Origin of the sequence: Pseudomonas sp. Irchel 3E19 (assembly GCF_900187585.1) — a bacterium.
Lineage (GTDB): Bacteria > Pseudomonadota > Gammaproteobacteria > Pseudomonadales > Pseudomonadaceae > Aquipseudomonas > Aquipseudomonas baetica.
The window spans coordinates 179992-204677 of sequence record NZ_FYDT01000003.1 but is presented as its reverse complement, the minus strand read 5'-3'; the positions used below and the strand labels follow the sequence as shown (position 1 = coordinate 204677).

The 24686-nt window shown below is 61.1% G+C and carries 17 protein-coding genes; 12 read left to right on the top strand and 5 right to left on the bottom strand.

Annotated features, from left to right (window positions below):
- Positions 1-4 precede the first annotated feature (4 nt).
- The 4 genes from hslV to CKW18_RS03365 form a co-directional block, all read right to left on the bottom strand.
- Positions 5-541, bottom strand: coding sequence for an ATP-dependent protease subunit HslV (hslV, locus tag CKW18_RS03380; protein WP_003220875.1), 537 nt, complete (start codon positions 539-541; stop codon positions 5-7).
- 234 nt (positions 542-775) lie between these two features.
- Positions 776-1477 (bottom strand): SPOR domain-containing protein, encoded by a 702-nt coding sequence (locus tag CKW18_RS03375; RefSeq protein WP_095187458.1) that lies wholly within the window; start codon positions 1475-1477, stop codon positions 776-778.
- 1 nt (position 1478) lies between these two features.
- Positions 1479-3215, bottom strand: a complete 1737-nt coding sequence (gene argS, locus CKW18_RS03370; protein ID WP_095187457.1) for an arginine--tRNA ligase — start codon at positions 3213-3215, stop codon at positions 1479-1481.
- Between the two features lie 239 nt (positions 3216-3454).
- Positions 3455-5674: a primosomal protein N' gene (locus CKW18_RS03365; RefSeq protein WP_095187456.1), complete on the bottom strand. Its 2220-nt coding sequence runs from the start codon at positions 5672-5674 to the stop codon at positions 3455-3457.
- Positions 5675-5956: 282 nt separating this feature from the next.
- On the opposite strand from CKW18_RS03365, the gene rpmE reads away from it, so the two are divergent.
- The 3 genes from rpmE (at position 5957) to CKW18_RS03350 (ending at position 8451) form a co-directional block, all read left to right on the top strand.
- On the top strand, positions 5957-6184 hold the full coding sequence (gene rpmE / locus CKW18_RS03360) for a 50S ribosomal protein L31 (protein ID WP_095187455.1): 228 nt from the start codon (positions 5957-5959) through the stop codon (positions 6182-6184).
- A gap of 14 nt (positions 6185-6198) precedes the next feature.
- Positions 6199-6999, top strand: a complete 801-nt coding sequence (locus CKW18_RS03355; protein ID WP_095187482.1) for a thermonuclease family protein — start codon at positions 6199-6201, stop codon at positions 6997-6999.
- A 183-nt stretch (positions 7000-7182) separates the two neighbouring features.
- Positions 7183-8451, top strand: a complete 1269-nt coding sequence (locus CKW18_RS03350; RefSeq protein WP_095187454.1) for a malic enzyme-like NAD(P)-binding protein — start codon at positions 7183-7185, stop codon at positions 8449-8451.
- 239 nt (positions 8452-8690) lie between these two features.
- Here the strand turns inward: CKW18_RS03350 and CKW18_RS03345 are convergent, their stop codons facing one another.
- Positions 8691-11135 carry a penicillin-binding protein 1A gene (locus CKW18_RS03345; protein WP_371857606.1) on the bottom strand — a complete coding sequence of 815 codons (2445 nt, stop codon included), beginning with the start codon at positions 11133-11135 and terminating at the stop codon, positions 8691-8693.
- 218 nt (positions 11136-11353) lie between these two features.
- On the opposite strand from CKW18_RS03345, the gene CKW18_RS03340 reads away from it, so the two are divergent.
- The 9 genes from CKW18_RS03340 (at position 11354) to gltB (ending at position 24667) form a co-directional block, all read left to right on the top strand.
- Positions 11354-12418, top strand: coding sequence for a pilus assembly protein PilM (locus tag CKW18_RS03340; RefSeq protein WP_095187452.1), 1065 nt, complete (start codon positions 11354-11356; stop codon positions 12416-12418).
- Positions 12418-12984, top strand: coding sequence for a PilN domain-containing protein (locus CKW18_RS03335; RefSeq protein ID WP_095187451.1), 567 nt, complete (start codon positions 12418-12420; stop codon positions 12982-12984). The genes CKW18_RS03340 and CKW18_RS03335 overlap by 1 nt, the downstream gene beginning before the upstream one ends.
- Positions 12981-13604, top strand: a complete 624-nt coding sequence (pilO, locus tag CKW18_RS03330) for a type 4a pilus biogenesis protein PilO (RefSeq protein WP_095187450.1) — start codon at positions 12981-12983, stop codon at positions 13602-13604. The genes CKW18_RS03335 and pilO overlap by 4 nt, the downstream gene beginning before the upstream one ends.
- Positions 13601-14128 carry a pilus assembly protein PilP gene (locus CKW18_RS03325; protein ID WP_095187449.1) on the top strand — a complete coding sequence of 176 codons (528 nt, stop codon included), beginning with the start codon at positions 13601-13603 and terminating at the stop codon, positions 14126-14128. The genes pilO and CKW18_RS03325 overlap by 4 nt, the downstream gene beginning before the upstream one ends.
- Positions 14129-14141: 13 nt before the next feature.
- Positions 14142-16223, top strand: coding sequence for a type IV pilus secretin PilQ family protein (gene pilQ / locus CKW18_RS03320; RefSeq protein WP_095187448.1), 2082 nt, complete (start codon positions 14142-14144; stop codon positions 16221-16223).
- A 4-nt stretch (positions 16224-16227) separates the two neighbouring features.
- Positions 16228-16746: a shikimate kinase AroK gene (aroK, locus tag CKW18_RS03315; RefSeq protein ID WP_095187447.1), complete on the top strand. Its 519-nt coding sequence runs from the start codon at positions 16228-16230 to the stop codon at positions 16744-16746.
- A gap of 151 nt (positions 16747-16897) precedes the next feature.
- Positions 16898-17998 carry a 3-dehydroquinate synthase gene (gene aroB / locus CKW18_RS03310; RefSeq protein WP_095187446.1) on the top strand — a complete coding sequence of 367 codons (1101 nt, stop codon included), beginning with the start codon at positions 16898-16900 and terminating at the stop codon, positions 17996-17998.
- Between the two features lie 10 nt (positions 17999-18008).
- A complete protein-coding gene (locus CKW18_RS03305) occupies positions 18009-19607 on the top strand; it encodes an AAA family ATPase (RefSeq protein ID WP_095187445.1) in 1599 nt (532 codons plus the stop codon).
- A gap of 614 nt (positions 19608-20221) precedes the next feature.
- Positions 20222-24667 carry a glutamate synthase large subunit gene (gene gltB, locus CKW18_RS03295; protein ID WP_095187444.1) on the top strand — a complete coding sequence of 1482 codons (4446 nt, stop codon included), beginning with the start codon at positions 20222-20224 and terminating at the stop codon, positions 24665-24667.
- Positions 24668-24686: the final 19 nt, after the last annotated feature.

Sequence of the window (24686 nt, the reverse complement as noted above, 5' to 3'; positions counted from 1 at the left end):
CTTATCAGGCTTCTTCAGCGAGATCCTGCTCCTCAATGGTCTGGGTGTGGTTGGTGAATACACAGATGTCAGCGGCGATACCGAGGGCGGTTTCGACGATTTCACGGGCCGACAGGTCGGTCTTTTTCAGCAGTGCGCTGGCCGCAGCCTGGGCGTAACCGCCACCGGAGCCCATGGCGATCAGGCCATTTTCAGGTTCGACCACGTCACCGTTGCCGGTGATGATCAAGGATGCGTCCTTGTTGGCGACCGCGAGCATGGCTTCGAGGCGGCTGAGGGAGCGGTCGGTGCGCCATTCTTTGGCGAGTTCGACAGCGGCGCGGATCAGGTGGCCCTGGTGTTTCTCAAGCTGGCCTTCGAAACGTTCGAACAGGGTAAAGGCGTCGGCGGTGGCACCGGCGAAACCGGCAATGACCTGACCGTGGTACAGGCGACGAACTTTCTTCGCGTTGCCTTTCATCACGGTGTTGCCGAGAGAAACCTGGCCGTCGCCGCCCATGACGACTTTGCCGTGGCGGCGGACTGAAACGATGGTGGTCAAGGGAAGAGTCTCCACACTGCAGGGCGAAAATGCCTTATGCCCATTCATATGGGGGTGGTGGAGAGGATTTCAACCGGGGGCGGCGCAGAGGGACGAACGGCGGGCGATTGATCAGAGGGCGCCGGCGTGAGGCACGACGCCTTCGCGAGCAAGCCCGCTCCCACAGGGGCAGCGTATATCCTGTGGGAGCGGGCTTGCTCGCGAAAAAACGATGACGCGGTGGTTCTGACTAAATCAGCGGCTTTGGCGTTGTTGTAACAACAGATTGCTAAAACCGCTGCCCGCCAGTTGTTTCTGCGCCGTGGTCAGTTGTTCGCGGTTGCTGAACGGGCCGACCAGTACGCGGTACCAGGTTTCGTCCTTCACTGTGCCCGACTCAACCGAAACCGCCTGGCCAAGCAGAATGATCTGCGCACGCACCTTGTCCGCATCCGCCTCTTTGCGGAACGAACCGGCCTGGAGGAAGAACTTGGTTACTGGCGCCGCTTTGGCTACCGGTGGCGCTGGCGGCGGCGTGATGCCTGCCAGTGCCGCCTGGGCCCGCGCGGTATCGATTTTTGCTGCTTCCGCCGGAGTGACCGGAGTTGTCGGCACTTGCGGCGTCGGCAGGGTTTTCTCCGGCACGGCATCCGGCGGCACGATCACTTCCGATTCCGGCAGCAGGGTGTAGAAGTCGTACTTCGGCTTCACCGGCTGCGTCGGGCTCGGCGGGGTCTTGTTGGCCTCGGCGATCTTCGACGCTTTCTGCTGTTGTTCGACCTTCTCACGCTTGACCGTGTCACTGCCCTTGCCCGGTTCCAGCTTCATCAGGAACACGATGAACGCACCGACCGTCAGGCCGATGGCCATCCACAGCCAACCCGGGATCGGTTGCTTCGCAGGAGCTTGGTAACGGCTGGCGCCACGCTTGGGTGCAGGTTTTTTCTTGGCGGCCAACTTACATACGCTCCAGAGTTTCCAGACCCAACAGCTCCAGGCCTTGCTTGAGGGTGCGACCGGTCAGTGCGGCCAGACGCAGACGGCTCTGCATCTGTGCCGGCGTTTCGGCAGCGAGGATCGGGCAGTTCTCGTAGAAGCTGGAGAACAGGCCCGCAACGTCGTACAGGTAAGTGCAGAGGATGTGCGGGGTGCCTTTGTCGGACACGTTGTTCAGCACTTCGCCGAACTGTGCCAGCTTTGCTGCCAGCTCTTGTTCATGCGCCGCTTCGAGGACGATCGGGCCGTCGACTTCGCTGAAATCCTTGCCCAGTTTGCGGAACACGCCGGCCACGCGGGTGTAGGCATACAGCAGATACGGTGCGGTGTTGCCTTCGAAATTCAGCATCAGGTCGAAGTTGAAGCTGTAGTCGCTGGTGCGGTGCTTGGACAGGTCGGCGTATTTCACTGCACCGATGCCGACGACCTTGGCGATGTTGCGCAACTCGTCTTCGGCCAGTGTCGGGTTCTTTTCTTTGACCAGGTTGTAGGCGCGTTCCTGCGCTTCGGTCAGCAGGTCGATCAGCTTCACGGTGCCGCCATCACGGGTCTTGAACGGACGGCCGTCGGCACCGTTCATGGTGCCGAAGCCCATGTGTTCCATCTCCATCGGATGGGTCACGAAACCGGCCTTGCGCGCCACCGCGAACACTTGCTGGAAGTGCAGGGCCTGACGCTGGTCGACGAAGTACAGCGCGCGATCGGCTTTCAGTTTGCCGCTGCGGTAGCGCACGGCCGCCAGGTCAGTGGTGGCGTACAGGTAACCGCCGTCAGCCTTGACGATGATCACCGGCAGCGGATCGCCGTCGGCGTTCTTGAACTCGTCGAGGAACACGCACTGGGCGCCGTTGCTCTCGACCAGCATGCCTGCAGCCTTGAGGTCGTTGACCACGTTGATCAGGTCGTCGTTGTAGGCACTTTCGCCCATCACGTCGGCCATGGTCAGTTTGACGTTGAGCAGTTCGTAGATCTTCTGGCAGTGCGACAGCGAGATGTCCTTGAACTTGGTCCACAGTGCCAGGCACTCGGCATCGCCGGCCTGCAACTTGACCACCAGGCCACGGGCGCGGTCGGCGAACTCTGCGGATTCGTCGAAACGCTGCTTGGCGGCGCGGTAAAAGTTTTCCAGATCGGACAGCTCGTCGCTGGTGATCGGGTTTTCTTGCAGATACGCCATCAGCATGCCGAACTGGGTGCCCCAGTCGCCCACGTGGTTCTGGCGGATCACTTCGTCGCCGAGGAATTCGAGAACGCGCGCCACGCCGTCGCCAATAATGGTCGAACGCAAGTGGCCGACGTGCATCTCTTTGGCCAGGTTGGGTGCGGACAGGTCAACCACGGTGCGCTGCGCCGGGCCGGCCTTGCGCACGCCTATATGGGCGTCAGCCAGTGCGGCGTCGAGGCGGTTGGCCAGGGCCTGGGTATTCTGGAAAAAGTTGATGAAGCCCGGGCCGGCGATTTCGGCCTTGGTGACGTTCTCGTCGGCCGGCAGCGCGGCGATGATTTTTTCCGCCAGATCGCGTGGCTTCATGCCCGCAGGCTTGGCCAGCATCATCGCGATGTTGCTGGCGAAGTCGCCGTGAGTCTTGTCACGGGCGTTCTCCACCTGAATCGCCGGCGACAGGCCTTCAGGCAACACACCTTCGTTGACGAGTTGGGTGAGGGCTTGTTGGATCAGCTGGCGAATGGTGTCTTTCATGGTCTTCTCTTTCGACCGCAAGCGCGGCGGCGCATCGATGCGCGGGTGGAAAAACTGGGCATTATCCGTTGCGAAGACGGGCTTGCCAACCTTAGCAGGCAGCTTATGGATATGTGGTGACAAATAGACCGCTTTCGCGAGCAGGCTCGCTCCCACATTGGATCTGCGGCGTTTATACATTATGTGTCTGGCATCAATCCCTTGCAGGAGCGAGCCTGCTCGCGAAGGCGATCTTCAGATCAATACAAATCGACCGGATCGACATCTAAAGACCAACGCACCGCCCGCCCACTCGGCATCTGCTCCAGCACCAGCAACCAACTGGCCAGCAGCCGATGCAACGGCGCCCGCGCCGTCGCCTGAAGCAAAAGCTGCGCGCGATAACGCCCGGCACGACGCTCCATCGGCGCCGGCACCGGGCCGAGCAATTCGATGCCGCTCAGATTCTGCTCGGTCAGCAAGCGCTCAGCCTCGCTGCACGCCTCGTCGAGAAAACCTTCGGCCTGCCCCGGCTTGTGCGCTTCGGCCCGCAACAATGCCAGATGCGCGAACGGCGGCAGGCCGGCAGCGCGGCGCTCGCTCAAGGCCTGTTCGGCGAAGGCGAAGTAACCTTGTTCGGTCAGTTGCACCAATAAAGGGTGGTCGGCGAGGTGGGTCTGGATGATCACCTTGCCCGGCTCCTCGGCCCGCCCGGCGCGACCGGCGACCTGCACGATCAACTGCGCCATGCGCTCGCTGGCGCGGAAGTCGCCGGAGAACAGTCCGCCGTCGGCATCGAGGATCGACACCAGCGTCACGCGTGGAAAGTGGTGCCCTTTGGCCAACATCTGCGTGCCGACCAGAATGCACGGCTGGCCCTTCTGAATCGTTGCGAACAACTGATTCATTGCGTCCTTGCGCGAAGTGCTGTCGCGGTCGACCCGCAGCACCGGGTAATCGGGGAACAGAATCGCCAGCCGTTCTTCAGCACGCTCGGTGCCGGCGCCGACGGGCCGCAAGTCGACCTTGTTGCACTTCGGACACTGGCGCGGTGTACGTTCGACGTAGCCGCAGTGGTGGCAGCGCAGCTCGCCGTAGCGCTGGTGTACGGTCATCCGCGCATCGCAACGCGAGCACTCGGACATCCAGCCGCAATCGTGACACAGCAGCGTCGGGGCAAAGCCGCGACGGTTGAGGAACACCAACACCTGTTGGCCGTTCGCCAGCGTCTGGCCGATCGCTTGCTGCATCGGCCCGGAGATGCCGCTGTCCAGTGGGCGGCTTTTCACGTCCAGGCGCAGGAAGCGCGGTTGTTTGGCGCCGCCAGCCCGCTCGTTGAGGCGCAGCAGGCCATAACGGCCGGTGTAAGCGTTGTGCAGGCTTTCCAGCGAAGGCGTGGCTGAGCCGAGGACGATCGGGATGTTTTCCTGCCGCGCGCGCACCAAGGCCAGATCGCGGGCGTGGTAGCGCAAACCTTCCTGCTGTTTATAAGAACCGTCGTGCTCTTCGTCGATGATGATCAGCCCCGGATTTTTCATCGGGGTGAACAGCGCCGAGCGGGTGCCGATAATAATGTCGGCCTCGCCGTCGCGGGCGGCGAGCCAGGCTTCGAGACGCTCGCGATCGTTGACTGCCGAGTGGATCAGGGCGATGCGTGCATTGAAGCGCTGCTCGAACCGCGCCAGGGTTTGCGGGCCGAGGTTGATCTCCGGAATCAACACCAGCGCCTGCTTGCCGGCCTCGAGGGTTTCGCGGATCAGCTGTAAATAGACTTCGGTCTTGCCGCTGCCGGTAACGCCGGCCAGCAGGAACGCGTGATAACTGTCGAAGCCGGCGCGAATCGCTTCATACGCGGCGCGCTGTTCGTCGTTAAGCGGCAGTTCCGGCTGGGCGAGCCAGTGTTCATGGCGCGCGCCGGGTGCGTGGCGACGGATTTCAACCTGGACCAGATTCTTCGCCAGCAACAGGTCGAGGCTGTCTTTGCTTAACATCAGCTTGCTCAGCAACTGATGGGCGACGCCGTGCGGGTGTTGGGCGAGCGTCGCCAATGCCTCACGTTGCCGTGGTGCGCGTGCGATGCGCGGATCATCCAGGCTGGCGCCGGGAGCGGCGGACCAAAAGCGTTCCTGGCGGGCCTCGGCCAGTTCGCCCTGACGCAACAACACCGGCAGCGCCCAACTCAAGGTGTCGCCGAGGCTGTGCTGGTAATACTGCGACGTCCACAGGCACAGTTTGAACAGCGCCGGGGGCAGCGGCGGCGTGGCATCGAGCAAGGCCAGCGCCGGTTTGAGTTTTTCCACCGGTACTTCGCTGGTATCGGTCACTTCGACCAGAATCCCGATCATCTCCCGCCGACCGAACGGCACCCGCAGGCGCATGCCCGGCTGCAGCTGGGCGCGCAGCACACCGGCCGGGGCTCGATAGTCGAACAGGCGGCGCAAGGGCGAAGGCAGGGCGAGGCGCAAAATGGCGTCGGGCACGCGGGGGTCTCGATACACTGGAAAGAAAGGTCATGCACGACCTGGGGGAGCGGGCTTGCTCGCGAAAGCGGTGTATCAGACGACATAAATGGTGACTGACACTCCCTCTTCGCGAGCAAGCCCGCTCCCACAGGGGAGTTTGTTCAGGGGCGGGAGCCTAGCAGACGGTCGGTCTAAGGGACAGCTTGCGCGATTGACATTGTCTGGTAGAATCCGCGGCCTAATTACGTGCGGTATTCAACAATAGTGTTGGGTGGCGGCACGCTAGCTGAGGAAGACACCATGAAAGCTGATATTCACCCGAATTACCCAGTCATCGCTGTTACCTGCAGCTGTGGCAACAAGTTCGAAACCCGTTCGACTTTCGGCAAAGCTCTGCCAATCGACGTTTGCAACGAATGCCACCCGTTCTACACCGGTAAGCAGAAGACTCTGGACACTGGCGGCCGCGTTCAGCGCTTCGCAGACCGTTTCGGTGCTTTCGGCAAGAAAGCTCCAGCTGCAGAGTAAGGTTGAAGGGCCCGGTGGGCTTTTCCTCGTTGCTGAAAAAGGCGTCCCTCGCGGGCGCCTTTTTTGTGTCCGCGATTTGGCTGTCAGCCGCTCAAGCTTTCTGCCCGGCGCCTTCGGGGCTTGCAATCGTCGCCGTACAGCGCGTGGTCGATGGCGACACTGTGCGCCTGAGCGACGGTCGCAGCGTGCGCATGATCGGCCTCAATACGCCTGAACTCGGCAAGCAGGGCCGCAGCGACGAGCCGTTCGCCCTGATGGCACGCAAACGCCTGGAAGCCTTGGTGGCTGACAGCGGCGGACGCGTCGGTGTGCTCCCCGGCAAGCAAGCGAAAGACCATTACGGACGTACGCTTGCCCACCTCTACAGCGTCAGCGGCGCCAATCTCGAAGCGCAGATGCTCGCCGACGGCCTCGGTTTTCAGGTCGCCGTGGCACCGAATGTCGATCTGGTTACCTGTCAGCAAGCTGCCGAGCGTAGCGCGCGACAGGCCGGACGAGGCCTCTGGCGGCAATCACCTGTACTGAAAGCGGAGCAGATCCAGCGCTCGGGTTTTGCTGTGGTCAGTGGTCGTGTGAGCAAGGTGCAACGCAATCGTGGCGGAATCTGGATCGAATTGCAGGACTCGCTTGTATTGCGCGTTGCTCCCAATCTGGTCGGACAATTCGACAATGCCCGCTTGCAAGCGCTGAAGGGCAAGCAGATCGAGGCCCGCGGCTGGGTGGTCGATCGGTCGCGGCGCGGCGGTTTGCAATCAGGTCAGTCACGTTGGTTACTGCCACTGACCGATCCTTCGATGCTGCAGACCGTGCGCTGAAGAAAAATTGTAGACATTTTTTATATCGATTGTGAACAGTCAAGCCCTTGTGCGCCGTGGCTCTTGGCCCAAAGTCGTAGGGCAGGGCGCTTGACAGCGGTGACCGCTCAGTCTTGTGGGGACTTTGCGAGGCGCGTATCCTCGCTGACCAGTCTGTCCAACAGTAAAAAGCGGAATGCCAAAATGTCTGATCTGAAAACTGCCGCTCTCGAATATCATGCCAATCCTCGTCCAGGGAAGCTGAGTGTCGAGCTCACCAAGGCCACTGCTACCGCCCGCGACCTGTCGCTGGCCTACAGCCCCGGCGTAGCTGAACCAGTGCGTGAGATCGCTCGCGATCCTGAACTGGCCTACAAATACACCGGCAAGGGCAACCTGGTTGCAGTCATTTCCGATGGCACCGCGATTCTGGGGCTGGGTAACCTCGGCCCACTGGCTTCCAAGCCGGTCATGGAAGGTAAAGGCGTGCTGTTCAAGCGCTTCGCCGGCATCGATGTTTTCGACATCGAAGTCGACTCCGAAAGCCCGCAAGCCTTCATCGACACCGTAAAACGCATCTCTATCACCTTCGGTGGCATCAACCTGGAAGACATCAAGGCACCTGAGTGCTTTGAGATCGAACGCGCTCTGATCGAGCAGTGCGACATTCCGGTATTCCACGATGACCAGCACGGCACCGCTATCGTGACCGCTGCCGGCATGATCAACGCCCTGGAAATCGCTGGCAAAACCCTGCCGGAAGCGAAGATCGTCTGCCTGGGCGCTGGCGCTGCCGCCATCTCCTGCATGAAACTGCTGGTGAGCATGGGCGCACGCATTGAAAACATCTTCATGGTTGACCGTACCGGTGTGATCCACTCCGGCCGTGACGACCTGAACCAGTACAAAGCCGTGTTCGCTCACGCCACCGACAAGCGCAGCCTGGCTGACGCTCTGAAAGGCGCTGACGTGTTCGTTGGTCTGTCCGGCCCGAACCTGCTGAGCGCTGAAGGCCTGCTGTCGATGGCTGCCAACCCGATCGTGTTCGCCTGCTCGAACCCGGACCCGGAAATCTCCCCGGAACTGGCGCACGCCACCCGTAACGACGTGATCATGGCCACTGGCCGTTCGGACTACCCGAACCAGGTCAACAACGTACTGGGCTTCCCGTTCATCTTCCGTGGTGCCCTGGACGTTCGCGCCAAGCGCATCAACGAAGAAATGAAAGTGGCAGCCGCCAACGCCCTGCGTGAACTGGCCAAGCTGCCGGTACCACAGGATGTGTGCGACGCCTACGGCGGTGCCCCACTGGAATTCGGTCGTGAGTACATCATTCCGAAGCCAATGGACAAGCGCCTGATCACCCTGATCTCCGACGCTGTGGCCAAGGCCGCCATCGAGACCGGCGTGGCCACCCTGCCGTATCCGAAGAACTACCCGCTGAAAAGCGTGGATGACGTGTTCAACGGCTAAGTCGTTGTAGCGCTTCAACCGAAGCCCCGGCTCGTGAGAGTCGGGGCTTTTTTATGTCTGGCGGTTTTGTGATGTGGCTCACTGCCTCTTCGCGAGCAGGCTCGCTCCCACCTTGAAATGCATTCCCCTGTGGGAGCGAGCCTGCTCGCGAAGGCGTCAGCACAGCCAATATCTCAGATGGCAGGCAATAAAAAGCCCCGCACTTCTCACGAAGGCGGGGCTTTTTTGCTGCTTCAGAATCAAAACAGATCGATCGGCGCCTGCTCATCCGCCGGCAACGGGCTGCCCGGTGCCGAGCCATTACCCAGCTCATTCACCGAAGGCGGCGTGTCTTCAGCCTTGAACAGCTCGAAATACGCCCCAGGCGTGCTCGGCGTCGCCGCGCGGCCGCTGACCGGATCCACGCGCAGGCTCAGCAACCCTTCCGGCTCAGGCTGGACGTGAGGCGGCTTGTCCTTCAGCGCAGCGCCCATGTAGTTGATCCAGATCGGCAGCGCGACTGTACCGCCGAACTCGCGGCGGCCGAGGCTTTCCGGCTGGTCGAAGCCAGTCCACACCGTGGTCACGTAATCGGCGTTGTAACCGGAGAACCAGGCATCTTTCGATTCGTTGGTAGTACCGGTTTTACCGGCGATGTCACTACGGCCAAGAGCCAGCGCGCGGCGGCCGGTGCCGAGCTTGATCACGTCCTGCAACATACTGTTGAGAATGTACGTAGTGCGCCCATCGACGATCCGCTCGGCCACGGCCGGCGCTTGTGGCGTCGCTGCAGCGCCTGGGGCTTCACCCGGAACCGGTGCGGCGTTGACGGTGAACGACTGCTCGGCCGGCGCGGCGATACCGTCGGTGGCCGAGCCACCCTGCGGTACGGTCGGCGGGTTGGCGACGAACAGCGAGTCGCCGTTACGGCTTTCGATCTTGTCGATGATGTACGGGGTGATCTTGTAGCCGCCGTTGGCGAACGTGCTCCAACCGGTAGCGATCTCCATCGGCGTCAGGGTCGCGGTGCCCAGTGCCAGCGACAGGTTCGGCGGCAGGTCCTGCTTGTTGAAGCCGAAGCGGGTGATGTAGTCGATGGTCTTGCCCACACCCATCGCCTGCAGCAAGCGGATCGACACCAGGTTGCGCGACTTGTACAGCGCCTCTCGCATACGGATCGGGCCGAGGAAGGTGTTGGTGTCGTTCTTCGGACGCCAGACCTTGTCCAGGTACTCGTCGACGAACACGATCGGTGCGTCGTTGACCAGCGTGGCGGCGGTATAGCCACTATCCAGCGCGGCGCTATAGACGAACGGCTTGAAGCTCGAACCCGGCTGGCGCTTGGCCTGCATCGCGCGGTTGTAGTTGCTCTGCTCGAAAGCGAAACCACCGACCAGCGAGCGAATCGCGCCGTTCTGCGGATCCAGCGATACCAGTGCACCTTGCGCCTGCGGAATCTGGCTGAACTTAAGCGAGTTGTCTTTCTGGCGCTGCACGCGAACCAGATCGCCGACCTGTGCCACATCCGACGGCTGGCGCGGGTTGGCACCCATGCTGTTGGTATTGAGGAACGGCCGCGCCCATTTCATGGTGTCCCAGGCCACATGTTCTTCACCAGTACGGGTCAGCACTTGCAGACCGTTCTTGTCGACTTGCGTGACGATCGCCGGTTCCAGGCTGCTGATGGTGCGCTGTTTGGTCAGTTCGGTTGCCCACGCCTCGCGGGTCTTGCCTGGCAGGCGTGACTCTGGGCCACGGTAGCCGTGACGCTGGTCGTAGGTCATCAAGCCTTCATGCAGCGCGGTGTTGGCCATTTCCTGCAGGTTGCTCGGCACCGTGGTGGTGACGCGGAAACCTTCGGTGTAGGCGTCGCTGCCATAGCGACCAACCATTTCGGCACGGGCCATTTCGGCGATGTACGGCGCGTTCACTTCCGGGGTCGGCACGTGATAGCTGGCGTTCAGCGGCTCGTTGATCGCGGCGGTGTAGTCCGCCTCGCTGATCTTGCCGAGTTTGTACATGCGTCCAAGGATCCAGTCGCGACGTTCTTTGCTGCGCGCCGGGTTGGCCAGCGGGTTGAAGCGCGACGGCGCTTTCGGCAGGCCGGCGATCATCGCCATCTGCGCCAGGCTGACGTCACGGATCGACTTGCCGTAATACACCTGCGCCGCCGCCTCGATGCCATAGGCGCGGTTGCCCAGATAGATCTTGTTGACGTACAGCTCAAGGATCTCGTCCTTGGTCAGCTGTCGCTCGATCTGCAGGGCCAGAAGAATTTCGGTGGTTTTGCGCGAGAAGCTGCGTTCGCTGGTCAGGAAGAAGTTCTTCGCCACCTGCATGGTGATGGTGCTGCCGCCGGATTGAATGTGCCCGCTCTTGACCAGTTGGGTCGCGGCGCGCATCAGGCTGCTCGGATCGACGCCATAGTGATTGGCGAAGTTGTCGTCTTCAGCACTTAGTAACGCATTAATGAAATTGGGGGGAATGTCGGCGAAACGGATCGGAGTCCGGCGCATTTCGCCAAACTCTGCGATCAATTTGTTATCGCTGCTGTAGACCCGGAGTGGAATCTGCAACTGAATGCTTCTCAGCGCCTCCACGGATGGCAAACCCGGACTAAGGTAAAGATACGCGCCGCTGAGACCTAAAAGCAGTCCGCAGAAAACGGCGACGATGGACCAACCGAAAAATTTCAGCAAACGAATCAAGGCGTTTGGACATCCAGGGCAAGAATGAATTTGGCGACGGGGTTGCGGCTACACACAGAACGGCCCGCGCTGGCAGTAAAAAGCGGAAAAAAACGCTGGGCATTATAAGCACTTTTCTGCTGGAGGCGTCATTGGCGCTTCTGTCAAGACGGGGTGAAGGAACGCAATGCGTATTACAGAGTCCGTAACTCACGGAAAGTCATAGGGAATTGGTAGTGCTAGGACTCTTCAACAAAAAAGCCAATACGTTACTGGGAATCGACATCAGCTCCACGTCGGTGAAGCTGCTGGAATTGAGCCGTCAAGGCGACCGCTACCGGGTTGAGGCATACGCGGTGGAGCCGTTGCCAGCGAACGCCGTGGTCGAAAAAAATATCGCCGAGCTTGAAGGGGTGGGTCAGGCCCTCAGCCGGCTGCTGGTCAAGGCGCGCACCGGCAACAAGAACGTGGCGGTGGCGGTGGCCGGTTCGGCGGTGATCACCAAGATCATCGAAATGGATGCGGGCCTGACCGACGACGAGCTGGAAAACCAGCTCAAGATTGAAGCCGACCAATACATTCCCTATCCGCTGGACGAGGTCGCCATCGACTTCGAAGTCCAGGGCGTCTCACCGCGCAACCCCGAGCGGGTCAATGTTCTGCTCGCCGCCTGCCGCAAGGAAAACGTCGAAGTCCGCGAAGCCGCGCTCGCACTGGCCGGGCTCACCGCTCGCGTGGTCGACGTCGAGGCGTATGCGCTGGAGCGCTCGTTCGGTTTGCTCGCGATGCAGTTGGCCGCTTCCCAAGAGCGTTTGACCGTAGCGGTGGTCGACATCGGCGCGACCATGACCACCCTCAGCGTCCTGCACAACGGCAAGATCATCTACACCCGCGAGCAACTCTTTGGCGGCCGGCAACTCACCGAGGAAATCCAGCGCCGCTACGGCTTGACCATCGAGCAGGCGGGGCTGGCGAAAAAGCAGGGCGGCCTGCCCGACGACTACGTCAGTGAGGTGCTGCAGCCATTTCGCGAGGCGCTGGTACAGCAGGTCTCGCGTTCGTTGCAGTTCTTCTTCGCCTCCGGGCAGTACAACGCGGTGGATCACATTCTGCTGGCCGGCGGCACGGCGTCGGTGCCGGGGCTGGACCGGCTGATCGAGCAACGCCTGAATACCCCGACCCAAGTGGCCAATCCGTTTTCCGACATGGCCTTGAGCAGCAAGGTTAACGCCGGGGCTCTGGCCAGTGACGCGCCGGCCCTGATGATTGCTTGCGGGCTCGCGCTCAGGAGTTTCGACTGATGGCGCGGATCAACCTTTTACCCTGGCGTGAGGAGCGCCGCGAAGAGCGGCGCAAACGCTTCCTGCTGACCTTGATCGGGGTGGTGGTCGGGTCGGTCGGCGCCGTATTCATTGCCGATCAGATCATCAGCAACGCCATCGCCCGGCAAGTGGCGCGCAACGATTACATCAGCAAGCAGATCGCCGTGGTCGACGAGCGGATCAAGCAGATCAGCGAGCTCAAGGCCCACCGTCAGCAACTGGTCGAACGCATGCGCATCATCCAGGACTTGCAGGGTAACCGGCAGGTCAGCGGGCGGATCTTCGATCAACTGGCGCGTACGTTGCCCGGTGGCGTGTATTTCACTGACGTGAAAATGACCGGCAAAACCCTGTCGATCAGCGGGGCGGCGGAATCGAACAATCGTGTCTCCGAGTTGATGCGCAATCTGGACGCGTCCGACTGGTTCGATGCGCCGAGCCTGAACGAAGTAAAAGCGACCTCGGCCGATCAACTGGAGCAAGCCAACGTATTTCAACTGACCGTTCGTCAGACCCAGCCCAAGGCCCTGGAGGACGAGCCATGAAGCCGTCCGAATGGCTGGATAGTCTGCGCAACATCGACTTCAACGACCTGGACACCAGCAACATCGGTTCCTGGCCGGCGGCCGTGAAAACCATCGCCGGAGCGTTGTTGATGGTGTTGGTGTTGGCGCTTGGCTACAACTTTTTCATCAGCGACATGGAAAACCAGCTCGACGCCAAACGCGAGGAGGAGGCCACACTCAGGGAGCAGTTCGCCAGCAAGGCGCGGCTGTCGGCAAATCTGGAGCTGTACACCCAGCAGATGAAGGAGATGGAGAACACGTTCGGCGTTTTGCTGCGGCAATTGCCCAGCGACACCGAAGTGCCAGGCTTGCTGGAAGACATCACGCGTACCGGTCTGGGCAGTGGTCTGGAGTTCGAAGAGATCAAACTGCTGCCGGAGGTTGCTCAGCAGTTCTACATCGAACTGCCGATCCAGATCACCGTCACCGGTGCCTATCACGACCTCGCCACTTTCGTCAGCGGTGTGGCCGGGTTGCCGCGCATCGTCACCCTGCATGACTTTGAACTGGCCCCCGCCAGTAAGGAGGGCGGGCCGAAACTGCGAATGAGCATCCTCGCCAAGACTTACCGCTATAACGACAAGGGGCTGCAAAAATGACCCCGATTCGTTATTTCGTCCTGTCGTTGGCGCTGCTGGCATTAAACGGTTGCGGTGGCAGCGATGACGTCAGCGACCTCGATGCCTACATGAATGAAGTGCGCCTGCGTCCGGCAGGGAAAATTGAACCAACCCCGACATTTCGGTCTTACCCGACATTCACTTACAGCGCCGCCAACCTGCGCAGTCCGTTCTCGCGCCAGGTGCGCGTTGATCTGGCCGGGCAGAAACAGGGCTCGCGCAACGTCAAGCCCGACCCCAACCGGGTCAAGCAATACCTCGAGGGTTTCAACATCGAGCAGTTCGAGATGGTCGGCACCATTGGCAACACCTCCGGTTCTTTCGCGCTGTTGCGTGGAGCGGGTGGAGTGCATCGCCTGAAGGTTGGCGATTACCTGGGGCGTAATGACGGGCGCATTGTTGCCATCAGCGCCACCCAGGTTGATGTGGTCGAAATCGTGCCTGATGGCGATGGCGCCTGGCTGGAGCGTCCGCGCACCATTCCTTTGAAAGAGCACTCATAGTGGAAGTCGAATAATGAACAGGATTTTCTCCACCCTCGGTTTTTCGCTATGGATAGCGCTGTTGTCGCCGATGGTACTCGCGGCCAACCTGAAAACGCTGAGCGTGGCGGCGTTGCCGGGTGACCGCGTCGAACTGAAGCTGTCGTTCGACGGCCCGCCGCCGCAGCCCAAGGGCTACACCACCGATTCGCCGGCACGGATCGCGCTGGATTTGCCCGGTGTGGCCAGCCAGTTGGCCAACAAGAATCACGATCTGGGCAGCGGCAATGCGCGCACGGCCACCGTTGTTGAAGTCAAGGACCGGACGCGGCTGATCGTCAGCCTCACGCAGTTGGCGCCTTATGACACGCGGGTTGAAGGCAATAATCTGTTCGTGGTGGTGGGGCAGGGTGCGCCAGCCGCCGCGCCGCGCCCCGCTGCCGTTACGGCGCCTCGCGCGGCCACGGCAGCGACGCCCGCCAAGGCGTTTGTGCCAAAGACCAAAGCCATTCGCGGCGTAGACTTTCAACGCGGCACGGCGGGTGAGGGCAACGTGGTCATCGACCTGTCCGACCCGACCATCGCCCCGGACATTCAGGAGCATGACGGCAAGATCATCCTCAGCTTCGCCCGCACACAACTGCCCGACAAGCTGCGCGTACGCCTCGACGTCAAGGATTTCGCCACGCCGGTGCAGTTCGTCAACGCCGCCACCACTGGCGACCGCGCGATCATCACCGTTGAGCCCAGCGGCACGTTCGATTACTCGACTTTCCAGACCGACAACAAACTGACCGTCAGCATCCGGCCGATCACGGCGGACGACCTGCAAAAACGCAACGCCGACCGTCAGGCCTATGTTGGCGACAAGCTGTCGCTGAACTTTCAGGACATCGACGTGCGCTCGGTGCTGCAACTGATCGCCGACTTCACCAATCTCAATCTGGTGGCGAGCGACACGGTGCAGGGTGGCATCACTTTGCGTCTGCAAAACGTGCCGTGGGATCAGGCGCTGGATCTGGTGCTGAAAACCAAAGGGCTGGATAAACGCAAGATCGGCAATGTGCTGCTGGTGGCGCCGGCCGATGAAATCGCCGCCCGCGAGCGCCAGGAACTGGAGTCGCAAAAGCAGATCGCCGAGCTGGCGCCATTGCGCCGAGAACTGTTGCAAGTGAATTACGCCAAGGCAGCGGACATCGCCAAGCTGTTCCAGTCGGTGACCAGTGCCGAGGCAAAAATCGACGAGCGCGGTTCGATCACCGTCGATGAGCGGACCAACAACATCATTGCCTACCAGACCCAGGATCGTCTCGACGAGCTGCGGCGGATCGTGGCGCAACTGGATATTCCAGTGCGTCAGGTGATGATCGAGGCACGGATCGTTGAAGCCAACGTCGATTACGACAAGAGTCTGGGTGTGCGCTGGGGCGGTTCGGTGCAGAACAAGGGTAACTGGAACACTTCCGGGGTCAGCAATGGCTCATCGACCACCATCGGCACGCCGGGCAGCACCAGCACCAACTCGCCGTTCGTCGATATGGGCACCGTCAATAACACCTCGGGGATCGGCATTGCCTTCATCACCGATAACGTTTTGCTCGATCTTGAGCTGACCGCCATGGAGAAGACCGGCAACGGCGAAATCGTCTCGCAACCGAAGGTGGTCACCTCCGACAAGGAAACCGCGAAGATCCTCAAAGGCACCGAGATTCCCTATCAGGAAGCCAGCTCCAGTGGCGCCACGTCGGTGTCGTTCAAGGAGGCGTCGCTGTCGCTGGAAGTGACGCCGCAGATCACCCCCGACAACCGCATCATCATGGAGGTCAAGGTCACCAAGGACGAACCCGACTACTTGAACAAAGTGCAGGATGTACCGCCGATCAAAAAGAACGAGGTCAACGCCAAGGTGCTGGTTAACGACGGCGAAACCATCGTGATTGGGGGCGTTTTCTCAAATACTCAAAGCAAGGTCGTAGATAAGGTGCCATTTCTTGGCGATGTGCCGTATCTTGGCCGCCTTTTCCGGCGTGATGTGGTTTCGGAGAAAAAATCCGAGCTGCTGGTATTTCTCACTCCGCGTATCATGAATAACCAGGCGATTGCTGTGAGTCGTTGATTCTGTGCGAAATTTGATTCTTGTAGGACCGATGGGCGCTGGAAAAAGCACCATCGGCCGATTACTGGCCAAAGAGCTGCGCCTGCCGTTCAAAGATTCCGACAAGGAAATTGAACTGCGCACGGGCGCCAATATCCCGTGGATCTTCGACAAGGAAGGCGAGCCCGGCTTTCGTGATCGTGAGCAGGCGATGATCGCCGAGCTGTGCACGTTCGACGGCGTGGTGCTGGCGACCGGCGGTGGTGCGGTAATGCGTGAGGCCAATCGCAAGGCCCTGCATGAGGGCGGGCGCGTGGTGTATTTGCACGCCTCCGTCGAGCAGCAGGTCGGCCGCACGGCTCGCGATCGCAATCGGCCGCTGCTGCGCACCGCCAATCCCGAGAAAACCCTGCGCGACCTGCTCGCCATCCGGGATCCGCTCTATCGGGAAATCGCCGATCTGGTGGTGGAAACCGACGAGCGGCCGCCACGTATGGTGGTGCTCGACATTCTCGACCGCCTGGCGCAGCTTCCACCCCGTTAAAGCATCGCCCGAAATGCGCTATCCTCGGCGTCCTGTCACAGCCGGTCGAGGTTGTGGCGGATGGCGTGCGAGCGGCGTCATACCCGCTACAGGCCGCAGACAACCAATAATTCAGGGCAGGACGCCTGCTTCATCTTCACTGTGGGGACACATGCAGACACTCAAGGTCGATCTAGGCGAGCGCAGCTACCCGATTCATATTGGCGAAGGTTTGTTGGATCAGCCCGAGCTGCTGGCTCCGCATATCCATGGGCGGCAAGTGGCAATCATCTCCAACGAGACCGTTGCGCCACTCTATCTCGAACGTCTGACTCGCGGCCTTGCGCAGTTCTCGGTGATCTCGGTGGTGCTGCCGGACGGCGAAGCCTTCAAGAACTGGGAAACCCTGCAACTGATCTTCGACGGTCTGCTGACCGCCCGTCATGACCGCCGCACCACCGTGATCGCCTTGGGCGGCGGTGTGATCGGCGACATGGCCGGTTTCGCCGCTGCCTGCTATCAGCGTGGCGTCGATTTCATCCAGATTCCTACCACATTGCTGTCCCAGGTCGATTCGTCGGTGGGCGGCAAGACCGGGATCAACCACCCGCTGGGCAAGAACATGGTTGGCGCGTTCTACCAGCCGAACGTGGTGCTGATCGACACCGCGTCCCTGAAAACCCTGCCTGAGCGCGAGCTGTCGGCGGGTCTGGCGGAAGTCATCAAGTACGGTCTGATCTGCGACGAGCCGTTCCTGACCTGGCTCGAAGACAATGTCGACGCCCTGCGTGCGCTGGATCAAAAAGCCCTGACGTACGCCATCGAGCGTTCCTGCGCAGCCAAGGCAGCGGTGGTCGGTGCCGATGAGAAGGAAACCGGCGTGCGCGCCACGCTCAATCTCGGCCACACCTTCGGCCACGCCATCGAGACCCACATGGGCTATGGTGTCTGGCTACATGGTGAGGCGGTCGCCGCTGGCACCGTGATGGCGTTGGAAATGTCCGCGCGTCTGGGCTGGATCAGCGAGCAGGAGCGCGATCGCGGCATTCGTCTGTTTCAGCGCGCCGGTCTGCCGGTGATCCCGCCTGCAGAGATGAGTGAAGCTGATTTTCTCGAACACATGGCTATTGATAAAAAAGTGATCGACGGTCGTCTGCGCCTGGTGCTGCTGCGCCGGATGGGCGAAGCGGTAGTGACCGACGATTATCCGAAAGAGGTTCTACAGGCCACGCTGGGAGCGGATTACCGCGCCCTGGCTCAGCTTAAAGGTTAATAAGATTCCGATGACTAGTTTGCATGCCGACGAGGCGTTTCTCGGCCATTTCCAGTTAAGTCACGACCCCTTCGCGCCGCGGGTGCCGGGCTTCAAATTCTTCCCGGCCCAGCGCAAGCCAGTGCTGGGCCAGCTGCATCATCTGGCGCGTTACAGCCAGTTGTTGCTGGTGGTGACCGGCCCACAGGGCAGTGGCAAGACTTTGCTGCGTCAGGCACTGGTGGCCAGCACCAACAAGCAATCGGTGCAGAGCGTGGTGGTTTCCGCGCGCGGTGCCGGCGATGCGGCGGGCGTGCTGCGTCAGGTGGCTCAGGCGCTGAACGTGGCGCAGGCTGACGTTGGCGCGATTCTGGACCAGGTGGTGCAGTTGGCGCTGACCGGTCAGGAAGTCTATCTGCTGGTGGACGACGCCGAGCAGCTCGACGAGTCCGCCCTCGAGGCGCTGATGGCGCTGGGTGCCGGCGCGCCGGAAGGTCGCCCCCATGTGTTCCTGTTCGGTGAGTCGTCGCTGATCGCTCAGCTTGAGGCTTTGCACCTTGAGGAAGAGCGTTTCCACGTCATCGAACTGCAGCCGTACACTGAAGAAGAGACCCGCGAGTATCTCGATCAGCGGCTTGAAGGCGCGGGCCGGGGTGTCGAACTTTTCACCGCGGATCAGATCTCTGATATTCACGAAAGCTCCGAGGGTTGGCCCGGTAATATCAACCAGGTCGCTCGCGATGCTCTGATCGAAGTCATGATTGCCAGCCGCTCTGCGGTGAAGCGTCCAAGTATGGGGTTCAACATGCCGAAGAAACACGTATTGGCGATTTCCGCCGTCGTTGTGGTCGCGGTCGCCGCCGCCTGGCTGATGCCGGGTCGCAACAAGGCACCAACCACTGGCGCACCGGCCAACGAACAGGCACAACTGCCATTGGGCCAGGGCGCTGCGAATGGCGGCGCGCCGAACGTCGAGTTCGCCGGCAACACGCAGCCGATGCCGTTGCCGCTGGTCGGCAATTCGCAACCGGTCATGCGCGGCCCGTTGGCTGAAGCCGCTGGCGGAATCACCGAAGGCGACGACGGCGTGCCACTGGAAGGCTCCAGCGATACGCCGCCAACCGTGACCACTTCCGCGCCACCGGCAGGCGTTCCGGCCGGTCCTGCACCGACGCCGGTTCCAGTCCCGGCTGCCAAGCCTGTGCCTGTGCCTGCGCCGACGCAAATCGCCACCGCCAAGCCTGCTCCGGCAGCGCCAGCGGCGAAACCGGCTCCAGCGCCGGCCAAACCAGTCGCCGCCGCCAAACCGGCCGAGAAGCCGGTTACCGTGGCCAAAGCCGCCGGTGGCAGCTGGTACGCCGGTCAGCCGACGAGCAATTACGTGGTGCAGATCCTCGGCACCAGCTCCGAAGTGGCCGCGCAAAGCTTTGTCAAGGAGCAGGGCGGCGAGTACCGTTATTTCAAGAAAGTCCTCAACGGCAAGCCTCTCTACGTGATCACCTACGGCAACTTCGCCAATCGTGATGCGGCTGTTTCTGCCATCAAGGCCTTGCCAGCGAAGGTTCAGGCTGGTAAACCTTGGCCTCGTACTGTCGCTAGCGTCCAACAGGAACTGGCAACAACTCGCTGAAGATTCGGCGGCCTTACCCAGGCCGCCTCTCCAAGCACCTCAAAATTTCTACGAGTGCGCGCCGCCTCCAGGGACGGTTGGCGCTTGCTGACGACCGCGACGCCGCCCCATTTTTTGCTGGGCAAGGCGCGAGGAACGCAGTTTGGTTTTTCCAAATAAGTTCCGAGCAACGCTGCCCAGCGAAAAATGGGGCGCGTCCCTTCGGGTTGCGCGCCAACGTGTGCGAGGCTGCGTTGCGGGATTTGCCAAGGGAACAACCATTGGCAGCATCCCGCGCCTTGCCTCGCACACGTTGGCGTGCAACGCGGTTCGCCAGCAAGCGCCAACCGTCCCTGCGGCCGCGTGCCTTGTGGTGTCTGCGTCACAGTAGTCTTTGAGTCGTTGCGGTCAAAATTAAAAAAGTTTTGACTAGCACAGCAGATCGCTTTAAACCTTTCACAAATGCGACATAGATTTGCGACAGTTCGTCGTCAAATTTGTGAGCGTCTGTGTCGCTGTGTACAATGACCACCCTTTTGCCCCCGCTAAGCCGGCGTACGTTCGGCGCGGATCGCAAGTGGTTGAATTGAAAAGAAATTTGCCTCGAAAAGAGGCAGCCTGGTGAGAAAGTGTCTATGAAAGCAGGTCTGTACCAACCAGATGAATTCAAGGATAACTGCGGTTTCGGCCTGATAGCCCATATGCAGGGCGAACCCAGTCATACCCTATTGCAAACGGCCATTGAGGCCCTGACCTGCATGACCCACCGCGGTGGGATTAACGCCGACGGCAAGACCGGTGACGGTTGCGGTCTGCTGATTCAAAAGCCTGACGCGTTCCTGCGTGCGATTGCCCAGGAAGCCTTCAGCGTCGAGCTGCCTAACCAATACGCTGTGGGCATGGTCTTCTTCAACCAGGATCCGGCCAAGGCCGAAGCCGCTCGCGAGAACATGAACCGCGAGATCCTCGCTGAAGGCCTGCAACTGATCGGCTGGCGCAAAGTGCCCATCGACACCAGCGTCCTCGGCCGCCTGGCCCTTGAGCGTCTGCCGCAGATCGAACAGGTGTACATCGGCGGCGAAGGCCTGAGCGATCAGGACATGGCGGTCAAGCTGTTCAGCGCTCGTCGTCGTTCGTCGGTGTCTAACGCCGTCGACTCCGACCACTACATCTGCAGCTTTTCGCACAAGACCATCATCTATAAAGGCCTGATGATGCCGGCCGACCTGGCCGCGTTCTATCCGGACCTGAGTGACGAGCGCCTGCAAACCGCGATCTGCGTGTTCCACCAGCGCTTCTCCACCAACACCCTGCCGAAATGGCCGCTGGCCCAGCCATTCCGCTTTCTCGCCCACAACGGCGAGATCAATACGATTACCGGTAACCGTAACTGGGCGCAGGCCCGTCGAACCAAGTTCACCAACGATCTGATGGATCTGGAAGAGCTCGGCCCGCTGGTCAACCGTGTCGGTTCCGACTCCTCGAGCATGGACAACATGCTCGAACTGATGGTCACCGGCGGCATCGACCTGTTCCGTGGCGTGCGGATGATCATTCCGCCTGCGTGGCAGAACGTCGAAACCATGGACCCGGATCTGCGTGCGTTCTACGAGTACAACTCGATGCACATGGAGCCGTGGGACGGCCCGGCCGGCGTGGTGATGACCGATGGTCGTTACGCGGTGTGCCTGCTCGACCGTAATGGTCTGCGCCCGGCGCGCTGGGTCACCACCACCAACGGTTTCATCACCGTTGCTTCGGAAATCGGCGTCTGGAACTACCAGCCGCAAGACGTCATCGCCAAGGGCCGTGTCGGTCCGGGGCAGATCCTTGCCGTGGACACCGAAACCGGGCAGGTCCTCGACACCGACGCGATCGACAACCGTCTGAAATCCCGTCATCCGTACAAGCAATGGCTGCGCAAGAATGCCCTGCGCATTCAGGCGACCATGGAAGACAACGATCACGGTTCGGCTTTCTACGACGTCGATCAGCTCAAGCAATACATGAAGATGTATCAGGTCACGTTCGAAGAGCGTGATCAGGTACTGCGTCCGCTGGGCGAACAAGGCTATGAAGCCGTGGGTTCGATGGGCGACGACACGCCGATGGCTGTGCTGTCCCAGCGCGTGCGCACGCCGTACGACTATTTCCGTCAGCAGTTCGCGCAGGTCACCAACCCGCCGATCGACCCGCTGCGTGAAGCGATCGTGATGTCGCTGGAAATCTGCCTCGGTGCCGAGCGCAACATCTTCCAGGAGTCGCCGGAACACGCCTCGCGCGTGATCCTCAGCTCGCCGGTCATTTCCCCGGCCAAGTGGCGCTCGCTGATGAACCTCGACCGCCCGGGTTTCGAGCGGCAGATCATCGACCTCAACTACGATGAAAGCGTCGGCCTCGAAGCGGCCATCCGCAACGTCGCCGATCAGGCTGAAGAAGCCGTGCGCGCCGGTCGTACCCAGATCGTTCTGAGCGACCGTCATATCGCCCCGGGCAAACTGCCGATCCACGCTTCGCTGGCCACCGGTGCGGTACACCACCGCCTGACCGAAAAAGGCCTGCGCTGCGACTCCAACATCCTCGTTGAAACCGCCACCGCGCGCGATCCGCATCACTTCGCGGTGTTGATCGGTTTCGGTGCCTCGGCGGTCTATCCGTTCCTGGCCTACGAAGTGCTGGGCGACTTGATCCGTACCGGTGAAGTGCTGGGCGACCTCTACGAGGTGTTCAAGAACTACCGTAAGGGCATCACCAAAGGTCTGCTGAAGATCCTGTCGAAGATGGGCATCTCGACCATCGCCTCGTATCGTGGTGCGCAGTTGTTCGAAGCCATCGGCCTGTCCGAAGAAGTCTGCGAGCTGAGCTTCCGTGGTGTGCCGAGCCGCATCAAGGGCGCGCGTTTCGTCGACATCGAAGCCGAGCAGAAAGCACTGGCCACCGAAGCCTGGAGCCCGCGCAAGCCGATCCAGCAGGGCGGTCTGCTGAAATTCGTCCACGGTGGCGAATATCACGCGTACAACCCGGACGTGGTCAACACCCTGCAAGCCGCCGTGCAGCAGGGCGACTACGCCAAGTTCAAGGAATACACCTCGCTGGTGGACAACCGCCCGGTGTCGATGATCCGCGACCTGTTCAAGGTCAAGACCCTCGACACGCCGCTGGACATCAGTGAAGTCGAACCGCTGGAATCGGTGCTCAAGCGCTTCGACTCCGCCGGTATCTCGCTGGGCGCCTTGTCGCCGGAAGCTCACGAAGCCCTGGCCGAAGCCATGAACCGTCTCGGTGCGCGTTCTAACTCCGGCGAAGGCGGCGAAGACCCGGCGCGTTACGGCACCCTCAAGAGTTCGAAAATCAAGCAGGTCGCGACGGGCCGTTTCGGCGTGACGCCGGAATACCTGGTCAACGCCGAAGTGCTGCAGATCAAGGTCGCCCAAGGCGCCAAGCCAGGCGAGGGTGGGCAACTGCCGGGCGGTAAAGTCAACGGGCTGATCGCCAAGCTGCGTTATGCAGTGCCGGGCGTAACCCTGATTTCGCCGCCGCCGCACCACGACATCTACTCGATCGAAGACTTGTCGCAGCTGATTTTCGACCTGAAACAAGTCAACCCGAAGGCACTGGTTTCGGTGAAGCTGGTAGCAGAAGCGGGCGTCGGCACCATCGCCGCCGGTGTGGCCAAGGCCTACGCGGACTTGATCACCATCTCCGGCTACGACGGTGGCACCGGCGCTTCGCCGCTGACCTCGATCAAATACGCCGGCGCACCGTGGGAACTTGGCCTCGCCGAAACTCACCAGACCCTGCGCGGCAACGACCTGCGCGGCAAAGTCCGGGTGCAGACCGACGGCGGCCTGAAAACCGGCCTCGACGTGATCAAGGCAGCGATTCTTGGCGCCGAAAGCTTCGGCTTCGGCACCGCGCCAATGATCGCGCTGGGCTGCAAATACCTGCGCATCTGCCACCTGAACAACTGCGCCACTGGCGTTGCGACTCAGAACGAGAAGCTGCGCAAGGATCACTACATCGGCACCGTCGACATGGTGGTGAACTTCTTCACCTACGTCGCCGAAGAAACCCGTGAGTGGCTGGCCAAGCTGGGCGTGCGTTCCCTCGAAGAGCTGATCGGTCGTACCGATCTGCTGGAAATCCTCGAAGGCCAGACCGCCAAGCAGAACCACCTGGATCTGACGCCGCTGTTGGGCAGCGATCACATCCCGGCGGACAAACCTCAGTTCTGCGGCGTTGAGCGCAACCCGCCGTTCGACCTGGGCCTGCTGGCCGAGAAAATGGTCGATCTGGCGTCGTCGGCGATCAACGACATGAGCGGCGCCGACTTCGACCTGGACATCTGCAACTGCGACCGTTCGATCGGCGCACGGATCTCCGGCGAAATCGCGCGCAAGCACGGCAACCAGGGCATGGCCAAGGCGCCGATCACCTTCCGCTTCAAGGGTACTGCCGGGCAGAGTTTCGGCGTGTGGAACGCCGGCGGCCTGAACATGTACCTGGAAGGCGATGCCAACGACTACGTCGGCAAAGGCATGACCGGTGGCAAGCTGACCATCGTGCCGCCCAAGGGCAGCGTTTATAAGACTCAGGAAAGCGCCATCATCGGCAATACCTGCCTGTACGGCGCTACGGGTGGCAAGCTGTTCGCCGCCGGCACCGCAGGCGAGCGTTTTGCCGTGCGTAACTCCGGTGCCCACACGGTTGTGGAAGGCACTGGCGATCACTGCTGCGAGTACATGACCGGTGGTTTCGTCTGCGTTCTGGGCAAAACCGGTTACAACTTCGGCTCCGGCATGACCGGTGGTTTCGCCTACGTGCTCGATCAGGACAACAGCTTCGTTGACCGGGTCAACCACGAACTGGTGGAAATCCAGCGGATCAGCGGCGAAGCGATGGAGGCTTATCGCAGCCACCTGCAAAACGTGCTGAACGAGTACGTCGCCGAAACCGACAGCGAGTGGGGTCGTGAACTCGCCGAGAACCTCGATGACTACTTGCGCCGTTTCTGGCTGGTCAAGCCGAAGGCTGCCAACCTGAAATCGTTGCTTTCCAGCACTCGTGCCAACCCGCAGTGATATGCGCCTGAAGAGTTTG

Excerpts from the sequence above, each read along its gene's own strand:
- argS (WP_095187457.1), bottom strand. The coding sequence starts at position 3,215 with ATGAAAGACACCATTCGCCAGCTGATCCAACAAGCCCTCACCCAACTC.
- rpmE (WP_095187455.1), top strand. The coding sequence starts at position 5,957 with ATGAAAGCTGATATTCACCCGAATTACCCAGTCATCGCTGTTACCTGC.
- CKW18_RS03350 (WP_095187454.1), top strand. The coding sequence starts at position 7,183 with ATGTCTGATCTGAAAACTGCCGCTCTCGAATATCATGCCAATCCTCGT.
- CKW18_RS03335 (WP_095187451.1), top strand. The coding sequence starts at position 12,418 with ATGGCGCGGATCAACCTTTTACCCTGGCGTGAGGAGCGCCGCGAAGAG.
- pilO (WP_095187450.1), top strand. The coding sequence starts at position 12,981 with ATGAAGCCGTCCGAATGGCTGGATAGTCTGCGCAACATCGACTTCAAC.
- CKW18_RS03325 (WP_095187449.1), top strand. The coding sequence starts at position 13,601 with ATGACCCCGATTCGTTATTTCGTCCTGTCGTTGGCGCTGCTGGCATTA.
- pilQ (WP_095187448.1), top strand. The coding sequence starts at position 14,142 with ATGAACAGGATTTTCTCCACCCTCGGTTTTTCGCTATGGATAGCGCTG.
- aroB (WP_095187446.1), top strand. The coding sequence starts at position 16,898 with ATGCAGACACTCAAGGTCGATCTAGGCGAGCGCAGCTACCCGATTCAT.
- CKW18_RS03305 (WP_095187445.1), top strand. The coding sequence starts at position 18,009 with ATGACTAGTTTGCATGCCGACGAGGCGTTTCTCGGCCATTTCCAGTTA.
- gltB (WP_095187444.1), top strand. The coding sequence starts at position 20,222 with ATGAAAGCAGGTCTGTACCAACCAGATGAATTCAAGGATAACTGCGGT.